Source organism: Lysobacter sp. yr284, from assembly GCF_900107375.1.
In the GTDB taxonomy this organism is placed as follows: Bacteria; Pseudomonadota; Gammaproteobacteria; order Xanthomonadales; family Xanthomonadaceae; genus Lysobacter.
Genome location: NZ_FNPT01000003.1, coordinates 266,578 through 291,078 on the forward strand (window position 1 = coordinate 266,578; position 24,501 = coordinate 291,078).

Annotated in this window: 22 protein-coding genes; 11 read left to right on the top strand and 11 right to left on the bottom strand. The window is 73.3% G+C overall.

Going from position 1 to position 24,501, the window contains the following annotated elements; translation table 11 throughout:
- The first annotated feature begins 5 nt into the window (after nt 1–5).
- The 6 genes from BLV01_RS25285 to BLV01_RS08080 are packed head-to-tail and all read left to right on the top strand — an operon-like array spanning nt 6 to nt 7,766.
- Nucleotides 6–1,205, top strand: coding sequence for a glycoside hydrolase family 5 protein (locus BLV01_RS25285; RefSeq protein ID WP_139178557.1), 1,200 nt, complete (start codon nt 6–8; stop codon nt 1,203–1,205).
- A complete protein-coding gene (locus BLV01_RS08060) occupies nt 1,202–2,530 on the top strand; it encodes a VpsF family polysaccharide biosynthesis protein (RefSeq protein ID WP_139178558.1) in 1,329 nt (442 codons plus the stop codon). The genes BLV01_RS25285 and BLV01_RS08060 overlap by 4 nt, the downstream gene beginning before the upstream one ends.
- Entirely contained in the window at nt 2,527–3,693 is a 1,167-nt protein-coding gene (locus BLV01_RS08065) for a glycosyltransferase family 4 protein (protein WP_091797380.1), read from the top strand. Before BLV01_RS08060 ends, BLV01_RS08065 begins: the two co-directional genes overlap by 4 nt.
- Nucleotides 3,690–5,075, top strand: a complete 1,386-nt coding sequence (locus tag BLV01_RS26575) for a WecB/TagA/CpsF family glycosyltransferase (RefSeq protein WP_091796352.1) — start codon at nt 3,690–3,692, stop codon at nt 5,073–5,075. Before BLV01_RS08065 ends, BLV01_RS26575 begins: the two co-directional genes overlap by 4 nt.
- Nucleotides 5,053–6,615: a glucosamine inositolphosphorylceramide transferase family protein gene (locus BLV01_RS08075; protein ID WP_139178559.1), complete on the top strand. Its 1,563-nt coding sequence runs from the start codon at nt 5,053–5,055 to the stop codon at nt 6,613–6,615. Before BLV01_RS26575 ends, BLV01_RS08075 begins: the two co-directional genes overlap by 23 nt.
- A complete protein-coding gene (locus BLV01_RS08080) occupies nt 6,612–7,766 on the top strand; it encodes a glycosyltransferase (RefSeq protein WP_091796356.1) in 1,155 nt (384 codons plus the stop codon). Before BLV01_RS08075 ends, BLV01_RS08080 begins: the two co-directional genes overlap by 4 nt.
- Before the next feature lie 6 nt (nt 7,767–7,772).
- Here the strand turns inward: BLV01_RS08080 and BLV01_RS08085 are convergent, their stop codons facing one another.
- From BLV01_RS08085 to BLV01_RS08095, 3 genes are read right to left on the bottom strand one after another with little or no spacing between them, the layout of a single operon-like run.
- A complete protein-coding gene (locus BLV01_RS08085; RefSeq protein ID WP_091796358.1) occupies nt 7,773–8,921 on the bottom strand; it encodes a GNAT family N-acetyltransferase in 1,149 nt (382 codons plus the stop codon).
- The gene (locus BLV01_RS08090; RefSeq protein WP_217633467.1) at nt 8,918–9,886 is read right to left on the bottom strand and encodes a cupin domain-containing protein; all 969 of its coding nucleotides are present in this window, start codon (nt 9,884–9,886) and stop codon (nt 8,918–8,920) included. Before BLV01_RS08090 ends, BLV01_RS08085 begins: the two co-directional genes overlap by 4 nt.
- A gap of 7 nt (nt 9,887–9,893) precedes the next feature.
- The gene (locus tag BLV01_RS08095) at nt 9,894–11,342 is read right to left on the bottom strand and encodes a lipopolysaccharide biosynthesis protein (protein WP_091796360.1); all 1,449 of its coding nucleotides are present in this window, start codon (nt 11,340–11,342) and stop codon (nt 9,894–9,896) included.
- A gap of 301 nt (nt 11,343–11,643) precedes the next feature.
- Here BLV01_RS08095 and galE point away from each other — a divergent pair, with 301 nt between their 5' ends.
- Entirely contained in the window at nt 11,644–12,609 is a 966-nt protein-coding gene (gene galE / locus BLV01_RS08100; RefSeq protein WP_217633474.1) for a UDP-glucose 4-epimerase GalE, read from the top strand.
- Nucleotides 12,610–12,633: 24 nt separating this feature from the next.
- On the opposite strand, the gene BLV01_RS08105 is transcribed toward galE, so the two are convergent.
- Entirely contained in the window at nt 12,634–12,975 is a 342-nt protein-coding gene (locus tag BLV01_RS08105) for a cupin domain-containing protein (protein ID WP_091797385.1), read from the bottom strand.
- Between the two features lie 200 nt (nt 12,976–13,175).
- On the opposite strand from BLV01_RS08105, the gene BLV01_RS08110 reads away from it, so the two are divergent.
- Entirely contained in the window at nt 13,176–13,970 is a 795-nt protein-coding gene (locus tag BLV01_RS08110) for a DUF72 domain-containing protein (protein ID WP_091797388.1), read from the top strand.
- Between the two features lie 14 nt (nt 13,971–13,984).
- On the opposite strand, the gene BLV01_RS08115 is transcribed toward BLV01_RS08110, so the two are convergent.
- Nucleotides 13,985–15,583 (bottom strand): ATP-dependent DNA ligase, encoded by a 1,599-nt coding sequence (locus BLV01_RS08115; RefSeq protein WP_091796364.1) that lies wholly within the window; start codon nt 15,581–15,583, stop codon nt 13,985–13,987.
- Nucleotides 15,580–16,617 carry a ligase-associated DNA damage response exonuclease gene (locus BLV01_RS08120; RefSeq protein WP_091796366.1) on the bottom strand — a complete coding sequence of 346 codons (1,038 nt, stop codon included), beginning with the start codon at nt 16,615–16,617 and terminating at the stop codon, nt 15,580–15,582. Before BLV01_RS08120 ends, BLV01_RS08115 begins: the two co-directional genes overlap by 4 nt.
- A gap of 335 nt (nt 16,618–16,952) precedes the next feature.
- On the opposite strand from BLV01_RS08120, the gene BLV01_RS08125 reads away from it, so the two are divergent.
- The gene (locus BLV01_RS08125) at nt 16,953–17,330 is read left to right on the top strand and encodes a hypothetical protein (protein ID WP_091796368.1); all 378 of its coding nucleotides are present in this window, start codon (nt 16,953–16,955) and stop codon (nt 17,328–17,330) included.
- 30 nt (nt 17,331–17,360) lie between these two features.
- Here the strand turns inward: BLV01_RS08125 and BLV01_RS08130 are convergent, their stop codons facing one another.
- Both BLV01_RS08130 and BLV01_RS08135 read right to left on the bottom strand, forming a co-directional pair.
- A complete protein-coding gene (locus BLV01_RS08130; RefSeq protein ID WP_091796370.1) occupies nt 17,361–17,603 on the bottom strand; it encodes a hypothetical protein in 243 nt (80 codons plus the stop codon).
- Nucleotides 17,604–17,609: 6 nt separating this feature from the next.
- The gene (locus BLV01_RS08135) at nt 17,610–18,227 is read right to left on the bottom strand and encodes a ferritin-like domain-containing protein (protein WP_091796371.1); all 618 of its coding nucleotides are present in this window, start codon (nt 18,225–18,227) and stop codon (nt 17,610–17,612) included.
- 153 nt (nt 18,228–18,380) lie between these two features.
- Between BLV01_RS08135 and BLV01_RS08140 the strand changes: the two genes are divergently transcribed.
- Together BLV01_RS08140 and BLV01_RS08145 are read left to right on the top strand one after the other, a co-directional pair.
- Nucleotides 18,381–19,031, top strand: coding sequence for a DUF6766 family protein (locus BLV01_RS08140; protein ID WP_091796373.1), 651 nt, complete (start codon nt 18,381–18,383; stop codon nt 19,029–19,031).
- 213 nt (nt 19,032–19,244) lie between these two features.
- On the top strand, nt 19,245–19,883 hold the full coding sequence (locus BLV01_RS08145) for a hypothetical protein (RefSeq protein ID WP_091796375.1): 639 nt from the start codon (nt 19,245–19,247) through the stop codon (nt 19,881–19,883).
- A 36-nt stretch (nt 19,884–19,919) separates the two neighbouring features.
- Here BLV01_RS08145 and BLV01_RS08150 read toward each other — a convergent pair whose 3' ends face one another.
- The 3 genes from BLV01_RS08150 to BLV01_RS08160 form a co-directional block, all read right to left on the bottom strand.
- The gene (locus BLV01_RS08150) at nt 19,920–21,977 is read right to left on the bottom strand and encodes a TonB-dependent copper receptor (RefSeq protein ID WP_091796377.1); all 2,058 of its coding nucleotides are present in this window, start codon (nt 21,975–21,977) and stop codon (nt 19,920–19,922) included.
- A gap of 193 nt (nt 21,978–22,170) precedes the next feature.
- Complete coding sequence (locus BLV01_RS08155) at nt 22,171–23,040, bottom strand: class I SAM-dependent methyltransferase (protein WP_091796379.1); 870 nt, start codon at nt 23,038–23,040, stop codon at nt 22,171–22,173.
- Nucleotide 23,041: 1 nt separating this feature from the next.
- A complete protein-coding gene (locus tag BLV01_RS08160) occupies nt 23,042–24,463 on the bottom strand; it encodes an FAD-binding oxidoreductase (RefSeq protein WP_175485818.1) in 1,422 nt (473 codons plus the stop codon).
- Nucleotides 24,464–24,501: the final 38 nt, after the last annotated feature.

Sequence of the window (24,501 nt, forward strand, 5' to 3'; positions counted from 1 at the left end):
GGGCGATGCGCCGCCGCGGACTCGGGTTGGGCGCCGTGCTGGCGCTGTGGCTGCTGGCCGGCGCCGTCGCGCAGGCGCTGCCGTTGCGCCGCGGGGTGGCGTTGAGCCGCTGGTTCGAAGCCAGCGCCGGCGCGCCGGTGAGCGCGGCGGAACTGCGCGCGCTGCGCGCGGCCGGTTTCGACCACGTGCGTATTCCGGTCGATCCGGTGAGCCTGGGCTGGTCGCCGCAGCGCGGGCCTACGCTGGACGATGCGCGCCTGCGCGCGGCCATCGACGCGACGCTCGCGGCCGGGCTGGACGCGATCGTGGACCTGCATCCGCGCGAGCAGACCAAGCAGGCGATCGAGCGCGGCGGCGAATGGGCCGACGGCTATGTCGCGTTGTGGAAAGCGCTGGCGACGAAATGGAAAGCGCTGCCGGCGCAGCGGGTAGCGTTCGAGCTGTACAACGAGCCCGGCTTCTACGGCTGGACCGGCGGCCTGGCCTGGAGCCGCTACCAGCAGCGCCTGGTCGCGGCGGTGCGCGGCGTCGACCGCGAGCGCGTGCTGATCGTCAGCGGCCGCAAGGGCGGCAGCCTGGAAGGGCTGGTCGAACTGGCGCCGCTCGACGACGACAAGCTGGTCTACAGCTTCCATTACTACCTGCCGTACGTGTTCACCCACCAGGGCGCGAGCTGGATGCGCGGCGACGAGTGGACCACCGCCGGGCACTGGCGCAGCGTGCGCTACCCGGCCAAGGCCGCGCAGGCGCGCTTGCCGCACACCGACGGCGGGGTCGGCCGCGACCGCGCGCGCGCGGAGATCGCCGATTACTTCCGCGACGGCTGGGACCGCGAACGCATCGCCGCGCAATGGAAGCCGCTGCGCGAGTGGGCCGCGCGGCACAAGGTGCGGGTGCACTGCGGCGAGTTCGGGACGATCCGCGAGGGCGTGGACCCGGCCTCGCGCTATCGCTGGATCGGCGACGTGCGCGCGCTGGCCGAGGCCGAAGGCTGGGGCTGGTCGGTGTGGAACTACGCCGACGACTTCGGCCTGACCGCGAACAGCAACACCAGCGGCGCGCCGCGCGGGGCGCTGGAGCCGGCGGCGCTGCGCGCGCTCGGCCTGGACGCGCACGGGCAGGGCGCGCGGGGGCAGGGCAGCCCGGCCGCAGCGCGCCAGCGCGGCGAACCGGCTACGCGCGAACCCAGGCAGGGCGCGCGATGAACCCCGCGGCCCGGCCCCAGCCCGGCTTGCAACGCGCCGCGGCCGCGCTGGCGGGGCTGGCGCTGATCGCCTACCTGGCGCTGTCGCCGGCGCTGCTGACGGTGCTCGGCATTCCCTACGACGCGCCCTACGGCGCGTTCTGGTTCAAGCTGCATCCGGGCGACTACCCGCTGCTGCTGGCGCTGGCGTGTTCGCTGGCGGCCTGCGGCAATCCGCTGGTCGAAGCGCTGCGCCGGTTGCGCGCGCAGCCGCTGCTCGCCGCTTACCTGACGGCGATGGCGCTGATCTTCGCCTACTCGCTGCTGCGCCACGGGCCGTCGGGTTCGGCGTTCTTCATCGACACGCTGATGATGCCGGCGGCGATGGCGCTGGTGCTGGTCGCGCTGGACGAGGCGGACCTGCGCCGGCTGTTGCGCCTGCTGCTGGCCGCGGTCGCGGTCAACGCCGCGATCGGCCTGGCCGAAGCGGCGTTGCAGCGGCACCTGGTGCCGTACACCGTGGCCGGCGGCGTGGCGGTGATCGAGGACAAGTTCCGCGCCACCGCGCTGCACGGCCATCCGCTGGAGAACGCGATGTTGACCGGCATCGCCCTGCTGGCCGCGCTGGACCTGCCGATGCCGCCGCGCCGGCGCTGGGCGCTGTGCGCCTTGCTGGTGCTGGCGCTGCTGGCGTTCGGCGGGCGCGCCAGCTTCCTGCTCAGCGTCGCGGCGCTGGCGGCGTGGGCCGCGCTGCGCGCGCGCGAAGGCCTGCGCGCGGGCCGCTACGGCTACCTGCACATCGTCGGCGCGTCGCTGGCGGCGTTGATCGCCCTGCCGGTCGCCGCCGCGGCGGTGTGGAAGAGCGGCCTGGGCGCGCGCATCTTCCAGGGCCTGTACCTGGACGACAGCGCCGCGGTGCGGCTGCGCATCTTCGAGGTGTTCGACCATCTCGACGGCTTCGACCTGCTGTTCGGCATTCCCCCGCAACAGATCCAGGAACTGTCGCTGCGCATCGGCCTGTCGCAGAACCTGGAGGCGATCGAGAACTTCTGGCTGTTCATGCTGCTGCAGCTGGGCGCGTTCGGTTTCCTCGCCTTCGCCGCCGGGCTGGGCTGCGGATTGTATTGGCTGTGGCGCCGCGCCGGCGGCGGCGCGCGCTGGGCGCTGCTGGTGTTCCTGGCCACCGCGTCCACCACCAACTCGCTGGCGTCCAAGACCAGCGCGCTGACCTTGTTGTTCGCGCTGCTGTGCTGCGTGCGCGCTTACCGCGGCCGGCGCCTGCCGTCGCCGCAACCGCGGCCGGCGCCGCCGCGCCGCATCGCCATGCGCACTGGAGCGACCGCATGACCCGAGCCTCCGTCACCAGCGCCCACCGCGGCTGGGAATTGCTGCCGCCGCAGCCGCGCCGCGCGCTGCACCTGATCAACGGCGAACACTACGCCGGCGCCGAACGGGTGCAGGACCTGCTCGCCCAGCAGTTGCCGCGGTTCGGCTGGGACGTGGACTTCGCCTGCCTCAAGCCCGGCGCGTTCGAACGCGAACGCAGCGCCCGCGACAGCCGCGTGGTGGTGGTGCCGATGCGCTCGCGCCTGGACCTGGGGCCGGTGCGCCGGGTCGCCGAGCTGCTCGAACGCGGCGGCTACGACCTGCTGCACACCCACACCGTGCGCTCGCTGCTGGTCGGCCGCTTCGCCGCGCGGCGCGCGCGCCGGCCGCTGCTGCACCACGTCCACAGCCGCACCGACCAAGACACCGAGAACGCGCTGCGCAACCGCGTCAACAGCGCGATCCAGCGCTTCGGCGCGGCCCGCGCCGCGCGCCTGGTGGCGGTCTCGCACGGCACCGCGCACTACCTGCGCGGGCTCGGCTACGACGACGAAGTGGTGCGGGTCGTGCCCAACGGGGTGCCGGTGAACCCGGCGCCGCGGCCGTGGATCGAGCCGGACGGGACCTGGACGCTGGGCATGGTCGCGCTGTTCCGGCCGCGCAAGGGCGTGGAAGTCCTGATCGACGCGCTGGCGCAATTGCGCGCGCAGGGCAGGGACGTGAGCCTGCGCGCGGTCGGCGGTTTCGAGAGCCCGGCCTATCGCGAACAGGTGCTGGCGCATGCGCAGGCACGCGGCGTGGCCGAGCTGATCCACTGGACCGGCTTCACCCGCGAGGTCGCGGCCGAACTGGGCAGGATCGACCTGTTCGCGCTGCCGAGCCTGTACGGCGAAGGCCTGCCGATGGTGCTGATCGAAGCGCTGGCGCGGGGGCTGCCGGTGGTGGCGACCGCCAACGAAGGCATCCCCGAAGTCCTCGCCGACGGCCGCGCCGGCGCGCTGGTGCCGGCGGGCAACGCGACCGCGATGGCGGCCGCCATCGCCGCGCTGATGGACGATCCCGAGCGCGCCGCAACGTTGGCCGCTCGCGGCCTGCAGCGCCAGCGCGAGCGTTATTCGGACGTGGCGATGGCGCGCCAGGTCGCGGCGGTGTACGAGGAAGTGCTGCAGGAGGCGCAGCGATGAGCGCCGCCGCGCCCTCGCGCGATGCGCCGCCGCGGCGGCTGCTGGAACTGCTCGGCCGGCTGCGCATCGTCCGCGATGCGCAGCAGCATCGCGCCTTGCTGCAGCGGCTCGCCGATCCGGTCGCCCCGACCGTGCTGTCGTTCTTCAACCAGCACGCCTTCAACCTGGCCTGGACCGATCCGGCCTTCGCCGAGGACCTGCGCCGCAGCGACGTGCTGCTGCGCGACGGTGTCGGCGTCGCCGCCTGCCTGCGCCTGCTGGCGCGCGATCCGGGCCTCAACGCCAACGGCACCGACCTGATTCCGCAGCTGCTGGCCGCCTTCGGCGGACGCCGCGCGGTGTTGATCGGGACCCGCGAACCGTACCTGCAGCGCGCCGCGCAGCGCCTGGGCGAGGACTACGGCATCCAGGTGGCCTGCGCCCTGGACGGCTTCGGCGACGCCGCGGCCTACCTCGAAGCGGTCGCGCGCGAACGCCCGGAGCTGGTCGTGCTGGCCATGGGCATGCCGCGGCAGGAACGCGTCGCCGCGGAACTGGCGCAGTGGGCGCGGCAGGCCGGACACCGGCTGCTGATCGTCAACGGCGGCGCGATCGCCGATTTCATCGCCGGCCGCGTCGCCCGCGCGCCCGCGTGGATGCGGCGCGCGCGCCTGGAATGGTTGTACCGGCTCGGCCGCGAGCCGCGCCGGCTGTGGCGGCGCTACCTGCTCGGCGGCGTCGTCTTCATCGCGCGCGCGCTGCGCCTGGCCGCGGATCCGCCGCCGCCGGCCGCCGGCCGCGCGCCCCTGCTCGAGGCATCGACCATGAAAGCCGATACGCCGGCCCTGTTCGGCATCGACGAGGCGCGCATGACCCAACTGGTGCAGCGGCTCGACGCCAGCGCCGGCGGCGGCGACGGCCGCATCGTCCAGTTCGTCGCCGCGCGCGCGGGCGAGGGCGCGACCGCGCTGGCGCACAGCTACGCCGCCGCGTCGGCGCAGCTGCGCAGGCGCCGGGTGCTGCTGCTGTCCGACGATGCGCAGGGCGAGGTCGCCGGTTTTCCGCAGGTCGGCGCGCCGGCCGCGCCGGGCCTGGTGCTGGCCCGGCTGACCGACCCGCAGCGCGAGTTCCGCGACAACTACGCGGCGCTGGACGAGGCCGCGGCGTGGCAGGCGCTGGCGCGCGACTTCGACGAAGTGGTGGTCGACGCGCAGGCGCCGTATGCGCTGGCCGCGGCCAGGCACGCGTCCGGCGTGGTGGTGGTGGTCGAGGCCGAGGCCACCCGCGCCGCGCTGGTGCGCAAACTGCTCGACGAACTGGCCGCGGTCGACGCGCGGGTGATCGGCACCGTCCTCAACAAATACCGTTCGCATCTTCCGCATGCCTTGCACGAGCGACTGTGACCGTGCCGCCGCGCCGGTGCGCGCGGCGGTCCTGCTGCCGGCCGGGCGCAGCCGGGTCTGGCAGGAACGCGCCGCGCTGGCGCTGGCCGGGCTGCCCGGCGTGGCCTGCGACGTCGTGCGGGTGCGCGCGGCGCGGCGCGAGGACGACGCGCAGTGGCGGCGCTGGGCCGGATCGCATCCGGAGCTGCAGGAGCTGCGCGTCGACGACGAGAACGATGCGGCCGCCTTGGCCGATGCGGCCGGCGCCTGGGATGCGGTGATCGACCTGGCCGGGATCGCCGATCCCGGGCCGTGGCGCGCGCGCAGCCGCTTCGGCGTGTGGCAGCCGCTGGATGCGCAGGGCCTGCACCTGGCCGCGCCGTACGCGGTGCACGCCTCGATCGTGTCCGGCGGCGGCGGCGAGCTGGCGCTGGTGCGCGACGGCGCGACCGCGGTGGAAACCATGCGTTATTACGCCGACCCGCATTATCCGCGCGCGCTCGGCCGCGCCTACCTGGGGCTGCTGTACCTGCTGGCCGCCGGCCTGCTCGAACTCGCCCACGGCGGCGAACCGGCGGCCGACGCGTTCGCGCCGCAGGCGCCGCGGCCGCGCTGGCGCCGCGCCGTGGCCGGCCTGCGCGGGCGCTGGCGTTCGCAGCTGCGCCGCTGGCGCAGCCAGTGGCTCAGCGAAAGCTGGATGATCGGCGTGGTCGACGCGCCGATCGAACGCATGCTCGAGGGCCGCTTCGCCGAGCGCATCCGCTGGCTGGGCGGGCGCGATGCGCAGCAGTACCGCGCCGATCCGTTCGGCCTGCCGGGCGAGGACCGCCTGCTGTACTGCGAAACCTACGATTACCGCGACGGCGTCGGCCGGCTCGAACTGCTGCGCCTGGACGCCGACGATACGGTCGCCCAGGCGCACCCGGCCGGGCCGCAGCGGCCCGGCCACGTCTCCTATCCGTATGTGTTCGAGCACGCCGGGCGCGCCTATGCGATTCCGGAGACCGCGCAGCGCCGCTGCTGCGAGTTGTACGAGATCGACGCGCACGGCCAGTGGCGCTTCGTCGCCACCTTGCTCGAAGACGTGGCCGCCGCCGACGCCAGCCTGTTCGTCTGGGAGGGCCGCTTCTGGCTGGCCTACACCGATCTGTCGTGGGGCGCGTTCGACAATCTGTGCCTGAGCTACGCCGACGACTTGCACGGCCCGTGGCGGCGGCATGCGCGCCATCCGGTCAAGCTCGACCACCGCAGCTCGCGCCCGGCCGGCACGCCGTTCGTCCACGACGGCGCGCTGTACCGCCCGGCGCAGGACTGCACCGGCGGCTACGGCCAGGCGGTCGCGCTGAACCGGGTGCGGCTGTGCACGCCGCAGCGTTATCGCGAGGACGTCGTGGCGCATTGCCGGCCCGATCCGCGCGGACGCAACCCGCACGGGCTGCACACCGTCTCGGCCTGGGGCGGGCGCACCCTGGTCGACGGCAAGCGCTATGTGTTCAACCTGCGTGAGCTCGGGCGCAAGTTGCGGCGCCGCTACGAGGCGGCGCAGCCGGTGGGCGTTTGAGCGCCGTCGCGGCCGGGCGCGCGGGCGCGGTGCGCTCGGTGCTGCTGTACCTGCCGCAGCTCAAGCTCGGCGGCGCCGAGATCTCGATCCTGCGCCTGGCGCAAGGGCTGCAGGCGCGCGGCGTCGCGGTGGCGCTGGCGGTGCATCGCGCCGACCCGGCATCGCGGGCGCTGGCCGGCGACATCGAACTGCTGTCGCTCGACGCCGACCGCACCCTGGCGGTGCCGCGCCGGCTGGCGCAGTTGCTGCGCCAGCGCCGGCCCGACGTGCTGGTCTCGGCGCTGACCCACAGCAACATCGTCGCCGCGCTGGCCGCGCGCGGCACCGGCGTGCGCACGGTGCTGACCGAGCACGCGCCGATCGCCTCGATGCGCCGGCTCGACCGCTCGCGCCGCTACCGCGCGACCGTGGCGCTGATGCCGTGGGCGTACCGCTGCGCCGACGCCATCGTCGCGGTGTCCGAGGGCGTGCGCGAGGACATCGCCGCGCACCTGCACCCGCGGCAGCGCCGGCGCCTGCACGTCATCGCCAACCCGGTGCTGGCGCAGGACTGGCGCGAGCGCGCCGAGGCGCCGGTGGCCGAGGACGGCTACGGCGCCGACGGCGCGCCGGTGATCCTCTCGGTCGGACGCCTGAGCGAGGAAAAGAACTTCGCCGGGCTGATCCGCGCCTTCGCCCGCCTGCGCACGCCGATGCGGCTGCGCCTGGCGATCGTCGGCGAGGGCCCGCAGCGCGCCGCGCTGCAGGCGCTGATCGACGAGCTCGGCCTGGGCCGGGTGGTACGCCTGCTCGGCCAGCGCGACAACCCCTACGCCTACATGCGGCGCGCGCGGGTGTTCGCGCTGGCCTCGCAATTCGAGGGCTTCGGCAACGTGCTGGTCGAGGCGATGGCCTGCGGCGCGCCGGTGGTCAGCACCGATTGCCCGGTGGGGCCGCGCGAAGTGCTGGCCGGCGGGCGCTACGGCCTGCTGGTGCCGCCGGACGATCCCGGCGCGCTGGCCGAGGCGATCGAACGCCAGGTGCGCCACGCCGACCCGCAGGTGCTGGCCGCCGCGCGCGAGCACGCCCTGCAGTTCACCGTCGAACGCAGCGCCGAACGCTACCTGCAGTTGTTCGAGCGGCTGCTGGACGGCGGCGACGCGCGCGGCTGAGCGCCGCTAGCCGGCGTCGTCGGCGCGCGCGCGCAGCGCCGACAGGCGCCGCTTCAGCTCCGGCCGGTCCGCCAGCCAGGCGCGCGCGCGATGCCGCAGCCCGGCGCGCAGGCTGTGCGGCCGCCCCTTCCACGACAGCGCCACGGTCGAATCGAACAGGTCCAGGCGCTCGGGCTGGAAGCCGCGCTTGTAGGCGTAGTCGCCGATGGTGAAATCGAAACGGCGCACGCCCTGCGCGTGCAGCGCGGCCATGGTGCGCTCGATCACCAGCCGGCCGGGCGAGCAGTTGCGCCATTCGCCGGCGGCGTTGCCGATCCGGATCATCGCGTACTCGTCGCCGCGGCGCAGGCCGAGCAGGGCGGCGACGACTTCCTCGCCGGCCCGCAAAGCGGTCAGCACGGTTTCGCCGCCGGCCAGTCCCTGCGCGATCAGTTCGCGATAGAACGCGCGGTAGCCCGGCTCGTCCAGCAGATAGGCCCAGCCCTTGCCGCGGATCGCCTCGCGCTGCAGCGCTTCCAGCGCGTCCATGACCGGCAGCGCCTGGGCCGGGTCTTCGATCCGCTCCCAGCGCGCCTGCGGATGGCGCGAGAACACCCGCCAGGAGCGCTCCAGTTCCTTGCGGTGGGTCTTCTCGCGGCTGAAGCGCCAGGCCTCGAAATCCTCGCCGACGGTCACCGGGTTGCCGAACAAGGCGCTGGCGCGCGTGCCCGGCAGCTGCAGCAGCGGATTGTCGCGTTCGCCGATGCGCGCGGGCATCTTCTCCAGCGACCACAGGTCGGCGCCCGGCAGGGCGCGGCGCAGCGCGGCGAACATCGCCCGCACCGCGGCCGGGTCGGCGGGGCAGTCGGGCGCGCAGATCGGCGCGGCGTAGTCGCTGACGCCGGCGTCGGCGAAGGCGATGCAGCGCAGGCCGCCGCGACGCTCGCGCACCAGCGGCAGCGCCAGCAGCGCGCGGCCGTCGGCGCGGCGCTCGATGCTGGCCAGCAGCGGCTCGCGTCCGGCCTGCGCGCCCAGCGTCGCGTACCAGGCGCGCAGCCAATGTTCGCGCTGGAACAGGCCGACCGCGGCGCCGTCGCGTTCCCAGCCGCGCCAACGCGCCAGCGCCGGCGCGAGTTCGCGCTCGATGGTCACCTGGTAGTCGTCGGCCCGGTTCATGCGTCCCGGCCGTCGCGCGGCGTGGGCGCGCCGAGGTCGAGGATCGCGCCGGGGCGGTCGGGATCGAGCCGGAAATCGATCGGCCGCGCGGCACGGCGCAAGCCGTCGAGGCGGCCGCTGCGGCGCCACAGCGACTGCAGCGCGGCCTTGGCGTAGAACGCGGGGCCGCCGAGCCGGCGCGAGCGCGGCGCGACGCCGTAGTGGTTGCGCAGGATGCCGTTGGCCACGTTGATCATCTGGCTGCGGCGTATCTGCTGGGTCCAGTACTCCAGCGTCATCGACACGTTGAGGCTGTCGTGGTTCTCGATCCGGTGCGGCGAGTTCAGCGGCCAGAACAGGCCCTGGCCCGGTTCCAGGTCGAACACCTGCGCGTCGCGGTCGAACTCCGGGCGGTATTCCAGGCCGACTTCGAGCTGGCTCAGGGCGATGTTCTCCAGGCCCTGCTCGCTCAGGAACGGCAGCCGCGGCGGATAGATGTAGATGCGCTTGCGGCCGTGCAGCTGCAGCAGCCCCTGGCCGGGCAGGTCGGCGTGGTAGTACACCTGCGCGCCCGGCGAGGACACCAGCACGCCCAGGCGGTGGCCGTAGCTCGACACCGGCGGCGCCAGCGCGCCGGCCTCGGCGAACACGCCGCGCATGGCCGCGTCGAGGTCGGCGTCGTGCTCGTGTCCGTCGCGCAGGTTGAGCCACAGGCGGCCGCGCTCGATCGCGTCGAGCACGCGCGCGCCGTCGAGCCCGCCGAAGTCGCCTTCGCGCCACACCCGCCGGCCGCCGGCGCCTTGCTCGCCCATGTGCACGATGGAATAGCCGCGGCGCGGATAGCGGTCGATCAGGCCGGCGATCGCGTCCTTGGCGAAACGCGGATCGGCGTGCAGGCGGTGCTGGAACAGCAGCGGCGCGGTTTGCCACTGCGCCGGCGATTGCGGAGTCAAGGCGCTCAGCGCGCCGGGGGCGATGCGATCCATGGCGAAGTCATCGGGACAGGAAAGGGATACGGCCGCGCAGTTCGCGCAGATGGCCGCGGTAGCACAGCGCCAGCACGCCGGCGTAGACGGCGCCGCCGAACGCGGTGGCCAGGGCCAGCGCGGGCCAGCCGGCGAGCGGCGGCAACAGCGCCAGCGCCGCCGACATCGCCGCGCTGGCCAGCACGATGCGCGCCAGGTGCGCGGACGGCAGCGGCATGTCCAGGCGGCGCACGGCGACGAAGAACGACAGCGCGGCGCCGACGCTCACCGCCGCCAGCGCGCCCCAGGCGGCGCCGGCGAGCCCGAGCGCGCGCAGGCCGAGCGCGGCGCCGATCAGGAACAGCGCGGTCTCCAGCGCGTCGATGGCGAGCGTCCAGCCGGTCTTACGCGCGAGCAGGAAGGCCTGGTTGGCGAAATGGCTGCGCAGGTTCTTGACCAGCCCGGCGAGGGTGGCGATGGGCAGGATGACCAGGGTGTCGGCCACGTACGGCGCCGACACCGCCAGTTGCGACAACGGCGCCGACAGCGCGATCAAGCCGGCCGCGCTCGGCAGCAGCACCGCGCACAGCAGCGCGCCGTTGTCGGCCAGTTGCTGCAGCGCGCGGCCGCGTTCGCCGCTGGCTTCCAGGCGCAGGGCGATCGGGAAGGCGGCGGCGGTCACCAGCATCGCGGCGAACGCGCAGGCGCGCTGGCCCAGGGTCCAGCCGGCGGCGAACAGGCCGACCGCGGCCAGGCCGAGCCCGTGTTCGACCACGAAGCGGATGCCGTTGCCGGGCACCCACGCCAGCGCGCCGCTCAAGGCCAGCGGCAATCCGTACAGCGCGACCGCGCGCAACAGGCCGCGATCCGCGCGCCGCAGGCGCCAGCGCAGCGGCAGCCGCAGCAGCGCGAACAGCAGCGAGGCGGCCTGCGCGATCGCATAGGCGCCGAGCACCTGCAGCGGGCCGATCCGCGCCGCGCCGTCGCGGGTCAGGTGCGCCCACAGCCAGCCCAGCGCCAGCCCGCCGATCGGGCCGCCGCATTGCAGCGCGGTGTAGGCGAGGATGTCGTTGCCGGCCTTGGCCCGTTCGGCGAGATGGGTGCAGTACGAGCGGGTGAAGGCGAAGGCGAACAGCACCGCGAACGCGGCCGCGCCCGGCGGCGTGCCGGCGAGGTAGCGCAGCACCAGCCCCAGCGCCGCCGCCTGCAGCGCGAGGTTGGCCAGCAACACCCAGCTCTCGAACGTATCCATGCGCTCGCGCGCCGGCGCGTCGGCGCCGGGCAGGAAGCGCAACAGGTAGTACGACCAGAACGCCAGGAACAGCAGATAGATCGCTTCCTGCGCGGCCAGCGCCAGGGTGAAGGCGCCGAACTCGCCCGGATCCAGCCAGTGCGTCCACAGCACGATCGCCGCCAGTTGCGCCAGCGGCCCGAGCAATTGCGCCGGCAGGTACAGCGCGGTCTGGCGGATCAGCATGCCCGGTCCCTGGGCTGCGTTGCGGCGGGCCGGGCGCGCAGGCTCGTGCCGTCGTCGCCGCAATGCCGACGCGCGTCCTTGTTCAGTCGGTTCATTCAGAAATATGGCGCGATTAAAGTGATTTGCATCACAAAACGGTGCGTGACGCATACTCCCATGCAATGCCGCGCAGCCACAAGCATCGCCCGGCGCGAATGCCGAACGGCTTCAGTTAGCGGGGATTTTCTTGACGTTGCCTTCACCACGGACGGTAGACCGCAAGGGCTTCGTCGCCGCTGCGCCGCGTACGCATTCGCCGCACGTGCTGGTCTGCGGCGGCGCCGGTTACGTCGGCGCGCATGCGGCTTATGCGCTGGCCCAACGCGGCGTGCGCGTCAGCGTGCTCGACAACCTCAGCACCGGCCATCGCCAGGCCTTGCGCTGGGGCCGCTGGATCGACGCGGACCTGCTCGATCCGGCCAGCCTGGAGGCGGCGTTCGCCGAACCGGTCGACGCGGTGATGCACTTCTGCGCGCGCTCGCTGGTCGGCGAGTCGGTGGCCGAGCCTTACGACTATTACCTCAACAACGTCGCCGGCAGCCTCAACCTGCTGCGCGCGATGCGCGCGCACGGCGTCGGCCGGCTGGTGTTCTCGTCCTCGGCCGCGGTGTTCGGCCGGCCGCAGGCGCCGCGCATCGACGAAGACCACCCGACCGCGCCGATCAATCCCTACGGCGCCAGCAAGCTGATGGTCGAGCGCATCCTCGCCGATGCCGCGCGCGCCTACGGCCTGCGTTCGGTGTCGCTGCGCTACTTCAACGCCGCCGGCGCCGCGGCCGAGGCCGGCATCGGCGAGTCGCACACGCCGGAGACCCACCTGATCCCGAACGTGCTGCGCGCGGCGCTGGGGCAGGGCGCGCCGCTGCAGGTGTTCGGCGACGACTACGACACCGCCGACGGCACCTGCGTGCGCGACTACGTGCACGTGCTCGACCTGGCCGACGCGCACGTGCGCGCCCTGGACTGGATGGACGCCAACGCCGGCGCGCACTGCTTCAACCTCGGCAACGGCACCGGCTTCAGCGTGCTGCAGATCGTGCGCGCCGCGGCGCGGGTGACCGGCCGCGAGATCGACTACCGGGTGGCGCCGCGCCGCGAAGGCGACCCGGCGGTGCTGGTCGCGTCCAGCGCCGCGGCGCGCGAGCGCCTGGGCTGGACGCCGCGGCACGGCGCGATCGAGGACATCATCGCCAGCGCCTGGCGCTGGCACCGCGCACCGGCGTACTGAACTTCGCGCCGCGCCGCCGCGGGCTCAGCGCTTGCCCGGCCCCAGCGGTTCGCCGTCGTCGTCGTAGGCCGGCGGCGAGTACAGATTGAGCGTCTTCAACGCGGTGCGGCCGGTGTTGCGGATCTCGTGCCGCTCGCCGCGCTCGATCACCAGCAGGCTGCCGGGCGCGAGCCGCTGGCGGCGGCCCTCGACGATGGCCAGGCCGCTGCCGGCGACGACATACAGCCATTGCTCGGCGCCGCGATGGCGATTGTCGGGCCCGCCCTCGCTGGCGCCGGGCGCGAGGGTCATTTGCGCGGCCTGCACGCGCCGCACTCGCAGCGCGACGCGGAAGCCGCGGCCGAAACGCAGGCGCTGGTGCTGCATGGCGATCTCCATGGCGGTGGCGGTCGCCGCAGCTTGGGCAAGATCGCGTTAAGCGCGGCGCCACGGCGCGTGAACGTTGGCGAAGGATGCGTTCACGCCGGTGCCATGCGCGCGCCGGGACCATCGAAGCCATGCACGCTTCCGACCCGCACAGCTCGAATCCGCTCCCGTCGAATCCGTTCCCGTCGAATCCGCAACCGATGGCGCAGCCCGAGCCCGGCGACCGCGCCGCGCCGCCGGCAGCGGCCGAGCGCATCCGCATCGGCTGCGCCGGCTGGTCGCTGCCGGCCGCGCAGCGCGCGCGCTTCGGCGCGGGCGCCAGCGTGCTGGCAGCCTATGCCAGCCGGCTGGATGCGGTCGAGATCAATTCCTCGTTCTACCGCCCGCACCGCCGCGCCACGTACGAGCGCTGGGCCGACAGCGTGCCGGCGGGCTTCGCTTTCAGCGTCAAGCTGCCGCGCGCCATCACCCACGAAGCCGGGCTGTGCGGCGCCGGGCCGATGCTCGACGAATTCCTCGGCCAGGCCGGCGGGCTGGGCGACACGCTCGGCGCGCTGTTGGTGCAGTTGCCGCCGAGCCTGCGGTTCGACGCCGCCGTGGCCGCGCGTTTCTTCGCCATGCTGGCCCGGCGCAGCCGGACGCCGGTGGTGTGCGAGCCGCGCCATCGCAGTTGGTTCCATCCACGCGCCGACGCGGTATTGCAGCGCTACGGCGTGCAGCGCGCCGGCGTCGACCCGGCGCTGCCGCTGGCCGCCGCGGCCGAACCTTCGCCGCACGGCCGGGTGCGCTACTGGCGCTGGCACGGCTCGCCGCGCACCTATTACAGCGAATATGGCGAAACCCGCCTGCGCGCCCTGGCCGAAGCGGTGCGCGCACGCGTCGGCGAATCCGGCGCGCAGAGCTGGTGCATCTTCGACAACACCGCCGCCGGCCATGCGGTGGCCGATGCGCTGCGCTTTCGCGAACTCTGCGCCGAACACGCGAACGCCGGCTGAGCGCCGCCGCGCGCTCAGCGCGCCAGCGATTCCAGCGCTTGCAGGGTGTCGGCCTGCGCCGCGGGTTTGTCGCGCCGCCAGCGCAGGATGCGTGGAAAGCGCACGGCGACCCCGGACTTGTGCCGGGTCGAGCGGTTGACCGCTTCGAAACCGAGCTCGAACACCTGTACCGGCGCCACCGCGCGCACCGGGCCGAAACGCTCCAGGGTATGGGCGCGGACCCAGCGGTCCAGTTCCAGGATTTCGGCATCGTCCAGGCCCGAATATGCCTTGGCCACCGGCACCAGTTCGCCCTCGCGCCACAGGCCGAAGGTGTAGTCGGTGTAGAGCGTGCTGCGGCGGCCGTGCCCGGCCTGGGCGTAGATCAGCACCGCATCGATGCTGAGCGGATCGATCTTCCATTTCCACCAGTCGCCGCGGCGGCGGCCGACCCGGTACGGCGAATCGCGGCGCTTGAGCATCAGGCCTTCCACGCCGCGTCCGCGCGAGGTCGCGCGCTGCGCCGAAGCCTGGGCCCAGTCGTCCGCCGCGAGCTGCGGCGACAGCGCCAGCACCGATGGCGCCCCGGGCTGCGCCGCGAGCAGCTCGGCGAGCGCGTCGCGGCGCTGCTGCAGCGGCCGTTCGCGCCAGTCTTCGCCGTCGAGTTCGAGCAGGTCGTAGACCTGCATGCGCGCGGGCGCCTGCGCCAGGCTCTTGGGCCCGGGCTTGCGCCGCTGGATGCGCGTCTGCAGCGCCGCGAACGGCAGCGGCGCCGGCTCGTCCGCGCGCCAGGCCAGCAGTTCGCCGTCGAGCACGCAATCGCGCGGCAGTTGCCGCGCCGCCGCTTCGATCTCGGGAAAGCGCCCGTCCAGGCGTTCCTCGCCGCGCGACCACAGCGCGACCGCGCCGCGCCGGCGGATCAGCTGCAGGCGGATGCCGTCCCATTTCCATTCCAGCAGCCACTCGCCGGCCGCGCCCAGGGCGTCCGGCGGGTGTTCCAGCGGCGAGGCGAGGAAGAACGGGTAGGGTTGCTCGCGATCGCTGGCCTGCGCCTGCGCCGACAGCAGGCGTTCGACGAATTGCGGCGACGGCGTCCACGCGCCGAGCATGCGCTGGGCGATCAGGGCGATGTCCACCCCCGACCACGCCGCCAGCGCCTGCTGCACCGCGCGTTGCGACACGCCCACGCGCAGCGCGCCGGTCAGCAGTTTGTCGAACACGAAGCGCTGCGCGGACGGCAGCCCGCGCCAGCCGGCCAGCACCGCCTCGCGACGCAGTTGCGGCGCGCCCTTGGCGACCGGCGCCAGGTGCCGTTCGATCCATTCGTGCAGCGGCCGCTCCGGCGTCGGCGCCGCGGGTTCGGGCAGCAGCAGGTTCAAGGTTTCGGCGAGGTCGCCGACTTCGTCGTAGCACTCGCCGACCAGCCAATCCGGCAGCCCGGATTCCTGCGCGATCCATTCGCGCAGCTCGCGCTGATTGGCGATGCTGGCGAGCTTGCCGCCCGACAGCAGCCACAGCGCCCAGGCCAGGTCGCGCGGCGGCGCGGCCTGGAAATAGGCGATCAGCGCGGCGCGTTTGTCCGAGGTCGCGGTGGTGCGGTCGAGTTCGCGGTACAGCGCGGCGAAGGCCTTCATGCGTCGCCGTCCGGCGGGGCCGTGGACGCGGGCGGTTCGGAGGACGCCTGCGGCGCCGGCAGCGAGTGCGCATCGAGTCCGCGTTCGCGCAAGGCCCGCACCAGCGCCTCGCTGCGGCCGTGGGTGGCGAGCACGCGGCCGGCGCCGCTGTCGTCGATGCTGGCCAGCAGCGCGGGCCAGTCGGCGTGGTCGGAGATCACGAAGCCGCGGTCGACGTTGCGCCGGCGGCGGTTGCCGCGCACGCGCATCCAGCCCGAGGCCAGCGCGGTCTGGGCCCGGCGCAAGCGCCGCATCCACGCCGAGCCCAGCGCCGAGGGCGGCGCCAGCACCAGTTCGCCGGCGTGCGCGTCGCGGCCGTCCTCGAGCGGACGGGTCTCGACCATCGCCACGCCGGCCTCGCGGTAGACCCGCACCCCGGCCTCGATCGCGCCGTGCACGAACACCGGCCGTTCGCCGAACGCGCGCAGTTCGGCGAGCAGGCGTTGCGCCTTGCCCAGCGCGTAGCAGAACAGCACGGCCGCTTCGCCGCGTTCGCCGCAGCGCTGCCGCCATCGCTCGATCTGCGCCACCTCCGCGGCGGTGTCCGGCCAGCGGTAGACCGGCAGGGCGAAGGTGGCTTCGGTGACGAAGACATCGCAGCGCACCGGCTGGAACGGCGCGCAGGTGGGATCGGGCTGGCGCTTGTAGTCGCCCGACACCACCCACACCCGGCCGCCGACCTCGATGCGCACCTGGGCCGAACCGAGCACGTGCCCGGCCGGATGCAGCGATATGCGCGCCGCGCCCAGGTCGAAAGGCTCGCCGTAGTCGTGGGCGACGTAGCCTCGCTCGCCCAGCCGCCAGCGCAGCACCGGCAGGCCGGCGGCGCTGGTGTGGTATCGGCCCATGCCGGCGCGGGCGTGGTCGCCGTGGCCGTGGGTGATCAGCGCGCGCGCGACCGGCTGCAGCGGATCGATGTAGAAATCGCCGGCCGCGCAATACAGCCCTTGCGGGCGCAGGATCAGCGGATCGTCGGGGCGCAGTGCGCTGGACATTCCGGCGACGCTAGCGCAGGCGATGTTGCCCGCGCGTACACGCGTGGCCGCGCTGCGGATGCCGACGTGCGCCGCGCCGGATCGGCCGCGCGTCGGCCGGGCGATGCGGCCGGCATCGGCCGATGCGCTGGCGCCAACGGCAGGCGAGGGCGGCGCTGCGGCGCCCTCGCGCGATGCCGTTTCCCGCGGCCGGGACGGACGCGCGAACGCGCCGTTGCGTTCGAGTTCTCGCCACCAAGCTGACTGGTTCAGCTTGTCCTCGCGCTTCGCTGGCCGACGCGCCCGCGCAATGGTCAGATACGGGCCCCGCCGACCAGGGAACGATGCTCCGCTGCATGAAGGTCTTCGCCCGGATCACCCAGTACAACCCGGTCCTGCTCGTGTGCGACTCCGGCGCGTTGAACCTGCCGCCCTTGAGCGGCAAGCTGCCGATCCAGGTCACCGACGCCTGCATCGCGATCCGCAACGCCACCGCCAACGGCCTGCCGGTGCGCCTGCTGGTCAGCGACGAGTTCGTGGCCCGTCCGGGCGAACTGGTGTGTACGCGGCGATTGACCACGCCCAACCGCGCAGTGGTGGTCACCTCGGTATTGCTGGAGACCTTCGCGGCGGTGGTGACGCGGCGGACCCAATCGCTGGTCCGGGTCTACGCCAACGACCCGTTGGTGCCGGACCGGATCGTGGTCGTCGTCGGCGAACACATGCAGCCGTGAGGCGACGCGCCGGCCGCGCCGCGCGACGGCCTAGCGCGGCCGCCGGCCCTGGGCGACGCGGCTGATCTTGCCCAACAGCCAGCCCGCGGCCACGGCCAGGGCGAAGGCGTGCGCCGGCTTGCGCCGGACCCATGCGGCGATGCCGCGCCCGGCGCCGCTGCGCGCGGCCGGCGGCCGCTCGCCGGCGCGTGCGGGCATGTCGAGGCCGGCGCCGGCCTCGACATGCGTGCGCGCTTGGATGTGCGAGGGGAACGGGTCGGCGCGGGTGGCCATGTCGGCTCAGTTCTTCTTCAACATCTGCTCGCGCGCTTGCTCGGCGCGCGACGCGCCGATCGCGGTCTCGACGTGCTTGATCTCTTCCGGCGGCGGCAGCACCGCCTTGAAGCCGAGGCTGGCGATCCACAGTTCGCGGCCCCAACCCTGGGTGTGGTAGAGGTGGTGATCCTCTTCCTTCTCGACCTGTTCGTAGGCCTCCATCAGCGTCGCGGCTTCCTTGCCGCTGGTGTTCTTGGCGACATGGCCGATCAGTTCCCAGTTCTGGTGGTCCTTGGTCTCGGCCAGCACCACGCACTCGGCCGCGACCAACTCGGCGGCCTGCGCATCGCCGGCCTCGAGCGCCATCTGCATCGCCTTCACCAGCGACGCGCCGATGTGGGCGACGACTTCGCGGCCCGGCGACGCCGCCTGCGGGTCCAGGCCCAGTTCGGCGAGCACGCCGGTCAGGATCTCGTGGTGGCGGCGGGTTTCGTCCAGGTAGCCCTGCCATTCCTCGCGCAGGTCTCGGTTGACCGCGCATTCCAGCGCGGTCTGGTAGATGCGGATGCCGCCTTTTTCGGTTTCCAGCGCCTGGTAGAGCAGTTCGTTCAACTGGGCGCGGTCGTGCCGCTTGCTGGCCATCGTGTCCTCCGGTGTCGATTGCTGGCGTGCGGGCAACGTAGAACGCGCACGATTCAGCGCGAGTGAACGCCGGCGTGAACATCGCGCTAACGCCGGCCGGCGGATCGTGCTCGCGATCCTGTTCACGGAGCGCGCAGTGCGATGCAAGCAGCGATGCGAGGCGAACCGTCCTTCTGGCGACGCAACGGCCTGAGCCTGGTGCTGAGCGCGATCTTCCTGGCGTTCCTGGTCGGCCAGGTGCTGACCGGCCAGGCCGCGTGGAACGAGGAAATCGTGCGCGAAGGCCAGGCGCCGCTGACGTTGCGGGCCTATCTCGACAGCGGCCACTTCATCTCGGCCACGTTCGAGAACTGGGAAAGCGAATTCCTGCAGATGGGCATGTACGTGCTGCTGACGGTGTGGCTGCGCCAGCTGGGCTCGGCCGAGTCGCGCCCGTTCGAGCCGCGGCCCGAGCACATCGACCCCGGCCCGGCGCCGTGGCCGGTGCGCCGCGGCGGGCTGTGGCGGCGGCTGTATTCGCACTCGCTGACGGCCGCGTTCTTGCTGCTGTTCCTGGGCTCGTTCGTGCTGCACGGTTACGGCAGCTGGCGCCACCACAACGACGAGCGCCGGCTGCAGGGGCGCGCGCCGGTCGAGCTGAGCGAGCACCTGGGCAGTTCCGATTTCTGGTTCGAATCGTTCCAGAACTGGCAGAGCGAATTCCTCGCAGTGCTGTCGATCGTGGTGCTGTCGATCTTCCTGCGCCAGGACAAGTCGCCCGAATCCAAGCCGGTGCGCGCGCCGCACCGGCAGACCGGGGCCTAGCGCCCGGCCGATCGGCGCGAGGGGTTTGCACGCGCGCGCAAGCATCGTTCAGTTGTCGCAACGGCAGTTGCCGATCTGGAACTGTGCGTTCGCCTGTTCGCGCATTGACCTCGACTTAGCTTGAGGTCATACCGTGAGCGCATCCGCCGCCCGCGGCGATCCGCAACGGATCCGGGCGCGGCGGTTTGCGAACCCTTCCCCCGGAGCGACGTCATGAGCATTGCATACCCGAACGTGGACCACGAACCCGTCTTCGCGCAGGCCTGGAACGACCCGCGCAACACCCGTTTCGAGCTTCCCCCGATCGACGTGAACCGGGTGCTGTCCGAACGCTACCGGCTGCAACGTCCGCTGCGGCTGACCCGCTCGCAGCTGTGGGAGATGGAAGGGCGCAAGGCGCGCCGGCCCGACCGCTACATCCCCTACGTGGTCGAGCCGGGCAGCGCGGCGGTGTGGGCCGACCAGGGCGAGCGCGAACGGGTCGAGCGCTTCGTGCGCAAGTCGCGGCAGCGGCTGTGGCTGCAGCCGGAGCGCTACGAACTGATCCTGGAGCAGACCCGGGCCGACCACGCCCAGCAGAAGGTGACCTTCATCGGCGCCGCCGAATACCCCGGACCCGACGGCGCGCCGCTGCGCGCCGGCAGCGGCCAGCCGATCTTCCATGTCGTGCACGGCGTCGGCGGCGAGGAAACGCAGCCCTTGAACCTGTGGTCGGTGGTGTTCCTGACCGACCGGCAGGACAGCCGCCTGCTCGAACCGTTCGTGCGCATGGCGCACGAGGGTTGGTTGCCGGGGTATGTCGAGATCTACATCCGCGACGATCTCAAGGTCGGCCTGTCGCGGCGGGATTGAACCGGCGCGGCCGTCGCCGCGCGGGGCAACGCGCGCTCAATACGTGAAGTCGAGCCGGGCCCACAGCGAGCGGCCGGGTTCGTCGATGCGCACCGGGTCGGCCGGGTAGCCGAAGTCGGCGCTGCCGGCGAGGTTGAGGTGCTCGCTGTAGCGGCGGTCGAACAGGTTGTCGACGCCGGCGCTGAGCCGCAGCGCGTCGCTGAAGCGATAGCCGCCGTTGAGCGAGAACACCGCGAAGCCGCGGCTGCGGCCGATGTCCTGGCCGACCACGTTGCCCTGGCCGACCGCGACCCGGTCCTGCTTCGCGGACCCGCGCAGCAACGCGCCGGCGCTCCAGCGCCGGTCGTCGTAGCCCAGCGACAGCTTGGCCTCCAGCGGCGGCATCTGCGGCAGCGGCCGGCCGTCGCTGCGGTTCTCGCCCCAGGCGTAGGCCAGGCTCGCGCCGAGTTTCCAGTGTTCGGCCGCACGCCAGTCGGCGCCGGCCTCGGCGCCGCGGATGCGCGCGTCCACGTTGCTGGCCCGGCTGGTCGGTCCCATCATCCCGCCGGGCAGATAGGCAAACAGGATGTAGTCGCCGATGCGGCCGACATAGGCCGAAACCCAGGCGTCGACGCGCTGGCCCTTGTACTGCAGGCCGACGTCCAGCTGCGTGGTCTTCTCCGGCGCGACGCCGGCGAAGGCGTTGGCCGCGCCGGCCGGGCCCAGGTTCGGCGAGAACAGTTCCCAGTAGTCGGGCATGCGCTCGACGTGGCCGAGGCCGGCGTACCAGCCGGCGCGGGTGCCGGCCAGGTCGCGTTCGTAGCGCACGAAGCCGTTGGGCAGGGTTTCGCGCCGGACCTCGCCGAAAGTCGGGTTGGGCATGTCCATCATGCCGGCGCCGGCGCGCTGGTCTTCGACCCGGGCGCGGTCCACGCGCGCGCCGTAGACCAGGCGGCTCTGCGCATTCGCGCGCCAAGTCGCCTCGGCGAACAGGCCCAGCGTCGAGAAGCGCGCGTCGGCGCTCCACGGCGCCGCGCGATAGGCGCCGCGGCCCGTGCCGCTGCGTTCGCGATGGCGACTGCGCTGGCCGTCGACGCCGGCGCTGAGCTCGAACGCGGCCCAGCGCCAGCTCGCCGCGGCGCGGCCGCCGACGGTGAGCCGGTCCACGTTCGCCGCCACCGGCATCGGCATCGCGCTCATCGGGTTGGGATCGCGCAGGCTGTAGTTGTCCATCACGTGATCGGCGTAGTTGTAGAACGCATTGGCCTCCAGCGCGTCGAGCGCGCCGCCGAGGTTCTTGCGCTCGAAACGCAGGCTGTAGCTCTCGCGCCGGAACTGGGCGCCGTCCATGCCGCGGCCGGCGTAGCGCGCCTGGCCGTCGCCGCGGCCGGCGGCGAGTTCGAGCGCGGTGTCGGCATCGGGCGTCCAGCCCGCGGTCGCGTCGGCGTTCCATTTCTTCCAGGACGAGGGCACGCGCTGGCCGTCGCCGTTGTCGTAGTCGTCGGCTTCGGAGCGGTTGGCGGTCACGCGGCCGTAGCCGGACGGCGCGCCGGCGGCGAGGTCCAGGCGCTGATCGTTGCGGCCGAACGAACCGCCGAGCAGGCTGCCGCTGGCGCGCAGGCCGGGGCGCTCGAACGGCTCGGTGCGGCGCACGAAGCGCACGGTGCCGGCCGAGGCGCCCGGGCCCCACAGCACCGTCTGCGGGCCCTTGACCACGATCAGCCGGTCGTAGGTTTCCGGCGACACATACGACAAGGGGTTGTCCATGCGCGCCGGACACGCGCCGGGCATGCTGCCGTCGTTGGCGAGCAGGTTCAGGCGCGAGCCGAACATGCCGCGCAGCACCGGGTCGCCGTTGCTGCCGCCGTTGCGGATCGCGTTGAAGCCGGGGATGGTCTTAAGATAGTCGGCGCCGTCGCTGGCCGGCACCGGTTGCCGCGGCAGCCGCGGATCGAGCTCGAAAGTCAGCGGCGACACCGGAGCGGCGGTCACCACCACCGCGTCCAGGGTCGCAGCGGCGTCGTTTTTCGCCGCGGCCGCATCGGCGGCCCGCGCGGCGGGCGCGGCCAGGGTGTGGGCGAGGGCGCAGCTCAACGCCAAGGTTCGCAAGGTCATCGCATGATTCGCAGGCAACGGACGCGGCGAAGCGGCCGGCGGTTGGGCCGGTGCGGGTGCGCGTCGGGAAGGAAGGCGCCGCGAACCGGTCGCGGCGCGGGCGAGGCATAGAGTAGGGCAGGCACGCGCCGCGCCGGGCCGCGGACGCTGCGGCAGAACGCCGCACGGGCGGTGTTTTGCGTAGGCCGTCGCGTTACCGCGGCGGCCGCGCGAACTCGCCGGCGAACAGCCATTCGCCCGGCGAGGGATCGGGATCGGCGGCTTCGTCGGGATCGGCGATGCGCTCCAGGCGCACCGAGGCGGCGGCCAGCGTCGCGGCCAATCCGTCGCGCGTCCGCGCCCAGCGGAACGGTTCGCCGGCGCGCTCGAGCCAGCGCCGCACCCACCGACGCTGGCGCGCGAATCCCGGCGCGCCGGCGGCGGCCGGCGCCATCGCGGTCGCGATCAGGCCCGCGCCGGGTAGCGTCTGCGCGAGGCCGCACAGCAGCCGCTGCAGTTCCGGCGGTTCCAGGTACATCAGCACGCCTTCGGCGACGACCAGGGTCGGCTTCCGCGGATCGAACCGCGGGATGCCCGGCAGCAAGGTCTCGACGGCGACGACGCTCAAGTCGGCCGCGACCAGGCTCAGGCGCGGCTCGCGCACGCCGAGCCGGCGCAGCGCTTCGCGCTTGATCGCGACCGTGGATTCGCGCTCGATCTCGAACGCGCGCAGCCCGGGGATGCGTTCGAGCAGGAACAGCGACAGCCCGTCGAAGCCGGCGCCGAGCACCAGCAGTTGTTGCGCGCCGTCGCCGCAGGCCTGCAGCGCCCAGCGCCGGATGCGGCGCTTGCGCCAGGCGTAATGCGCGCCGATCCCGGGCAGGTACAGAGTTTCCAGCGCCGCCAGCAAGACCCGGCCGAGAGCATGGTCGACGGCGCGCAGCAGCCGCGCGCCGGGTCGGCCGCAGCCTTGCAGGCAGGCGCGCGCGAGCGCGGCGTTGCGCGCCACCGCCGGATCGGCGTCGCTGCGCGCCTGCCGCACCGCCGCGGCCGCGAGCAGCATCGAGGTCGATACGCCGCCCATCTCAGGCCTGCATCAGGGCGAGGTGGTGGCGGTACCAATCGCTCTGCCAGCGTTGCTGCGGGTCGAACTCGCGCTTGGCGCGCAGGAACTCGCGCAGGCGCGGATGCGCCGCCTCCAGTTGCGCGCGCGTGGCCCAGCGGTGGTAGGTGAGGTAGAAGCTGCCGCCGAACCACAGCGCATCGTCGATCAGCGCGCGGAACGCCTGCGCGGCGTCGTCGATGCCGCCGGCGTCGTGGCGCACGTGCAGGTTGAAGATCACGCAGGCCCAGTCCTCGCGCGCCCAGGCCAGCACGCTGGTGGGGTCGCGCTCGATCAGGCGCACGGTGCCGTAGATCGGTTGGGCGCGATGGCGGCGCAGGCTGTGCGCGGCGCGGGCCATGAAGCCGGCCAGCGCGGCGCGCGGGACGTACAGCTCGCTGATCATTTCCGAACCGCAATGGCCGAGCGAGCGGTCCACCGCGGCGTGATAGCCGTCGAGGTAGACCCCGGTCTGCTGCGCGTCGCTGGCGTAGTGCTGGCCGTGGGTGGCCAGGTAGAACTCGGCGTATTCGCGGAACGCGCGCGTGGGCTGGTGGTGGGCCAGCAACAGCAGGCGGGCGAAGTCGTCGGCGTGCAGGTGGCGCGGCGCGCTGGCGACGGCGTCGGCCGCCGGGCGATAGCACGACAGCACGCCCAGGTCGAGGAAGTCGTCGCTGGCCGGGTCGATCGCGAACTGGAAATCGCCGTAGCTGCAGCCCTGCGCGATGGCGTCGGCGAACGCCGCCGACAGTTCGCCGACGCGGGCCAGGGCGACCTCGCGGCGCAAGACCTGGCGCGGCGTCAGCCGCAAGGTCAGCGCCACCACCACGCCGAACAGGCCGTAGCCGCCGGCGACCAGCGCGAACAGTTCCGGCCGTTGCCGGCGGCTGGCCTCGACCAATTCGCCTTGCGCGTCGATCAGCGTGAGCGCTTCCACGTCCTCGACGAACGGCGCGTAGCTCAGTCCGCGGCCATGGATGTTGCTGGCCAGCGCGCCGCCGAGGCTGAACTCGTCGGCGCCGGTCTGTTTCTGGCGGATGGTCCAGCCGCCGCGGTTGTCCGGGCTCGACGCCAGCCACGCCAGCAACGCCGGCCAGCGGATGCCGGCCTGCACCGTCAGCAAGCCGCGCGCGTCGTCGAAGCCGAGCACGCCGCACAGCGCCGAGGTGTCGAGCACCCGTCCGCCGGACAGGAACTGCTGGCCGCCCATCGCATGGCGCGCGCCGGCGGCGATCAGCGGCTGGCCGGCGCGGGCGCAGGCGCGCACCGCGGCGCAGGCCGCCTCGACCGACGGCGGCCGCAGCACCTGCGCCTGGGTCGGATTGAGCCGGGCGTGGACGTCGTTGAGCGTTTCCAGGTCGAGCGTTTGCGGGGATGGCGCGCAGGGCAGGGCGGCGATGGACATGGGCGGGCGGCGGCGTGGACTGGCGCGCAGCCTGCGGC

Bases quoted from the DNA above. Each gene is read 5' to 3' on its own strand.
- BLV01_RS25285 (WP_139178557.1), top strand. From the start codon at position 6: ATGCGCCGCCGCGGACTCGGGTTGGGCGCCGTGCTGGCGCTGTGGCTG.
- BLV01_RS08060 (WP_139178558.1), top strand. From the start codon at position 1,202: ATGAACCCCGCGGCCCGGCCCCAGCCCGGCTTGCAACGCGCCGCGGCC.
- BLV01_RS08065 (WP_091797380.1), top strand. From the start codon at position 2,527: ATGACCCGAGCCTCCGTCACCAGCGCCCACCGCGGCTGGGAATTGCTG.
- BLV01_RS26575 (WP_091796352.1), top strand. From the start codon at position 3,690: ATGAGCGCCGCCGCGCCCTCGCGCGATGCGCCGCCGCGGCGGCTGCTG.
- BLV01_RS08075 (WP_139178559.1), top strand. From the start codon at position 5,053: ATGCCTTGCACGAGCGACTGTGACCGTGCCGCCGCGCCGGTGCGCGCG.
- BLV01_RS08085 (WP_091796358.1), bottom strand. From the start codon at position 8,921: ATGAACCGGGCCGACGACTACCAGGTGACCATCGAGCGCGAACTCGCG.
- BLV01_RS08090 (WP_217633467.1), bottom strand. From the start codon at position 9,886: ATGGATCGCATCGCCCCCGGCGCGCTGAGCGCCTTGACTCCGCAATCG.
- BLV01_RS08095 (WP_091796360.1), bottom strand. From the start codon at position 11,342: ATGCTGATCCGCCAGACCGCGCTGTACCTGCCGGCGCAATTGCTCGGG.
- BLV01_RS08105 (WP_091797385.1), bottom strand. From the start codon at position 12,975: ATGCAGCACCAGCGCCTGCGTTTCGGCCGCGGCTTCCGCGTCGCGCTG.
- BLV01_RS08110 (WP_091797388.1), top strand. From the start codon at position 13,176: ATGGCGCAGCCCGAGCCCGGCGACCGCGCCGCGCCGCCGGCAGCGGCC.
- BLV01_RS08115 (WP_091796364.1), bottom strand. From the start codon at position 15,583: ATGAAGGCCTTCGCCGCGCTGTACCGCGAACTCGACCGCACCACCGCG.
- BLV01_RS08120 (WP_091796366.1), bottom strand. From the start codon at position 16,617: ATGTCCAGCGCACTGCGCCCCGACGATCCGCTGATCCTGCGCCCGCAA.
- BLV01_RS08125 (WP_091796368.1), top strand. From the start codon at position 16,953: ATGAAGGTCTTCGCCCGGATCACCCAGTACAACCCGGTCCTGCTCGTG.
- BLV01_RS08130 (WP_091796370.1), bottom strand. From the start codon at position 17,603: ATGGCCACCCGCGCCGACCCGTTCCCCTCGCACATCCAAGCGCGCACG.
- BLV01_RS08135 (WP_091796371.1), bottom strand. From the start codon at position 18,227: ATGGCCAGCAAGCGGCACGACCGCGCCCAGTTGAACGAACTGCTCTAC.
- BLV01_RS08140 (WP_091796373.1), top strand. From the start codon at position 18,381: ATGCGAGGCGAACCGTCCTTCTGGCGACGCAACGGCCTGAGCCTGGTG.
- BLV01_RS08145 (WP_091796375.1), top strand. From the start codon at position 19,245: ATGAGCATTGCATACCCGAACGTGGACCACGAACCCGTCTTCGCGCAG.
- BLV01_RS08150 (WP_091796377.1), bottom strand. From the start codon at position 21,977: ATGACCTTGCGAACCTTGGCGTTGAGCTGCGCCCTCGCCCACACCCTG.
- BLV01_RS08155 (WP_091796379.1), bottom strand. From the start codon at position 23,040: ATGGGCGGCGTATCGACCTCGATGCTGCTCGCGGCCGCGGCGGTGCGG.
- BLV01_RS08160 (WP_175485818.1), bottom strand. From the start codon at position 24,463: ATGTCCATCGCCGCCCTGCCCTGCGCGCCATCCCCGCAAACGCTCGAC.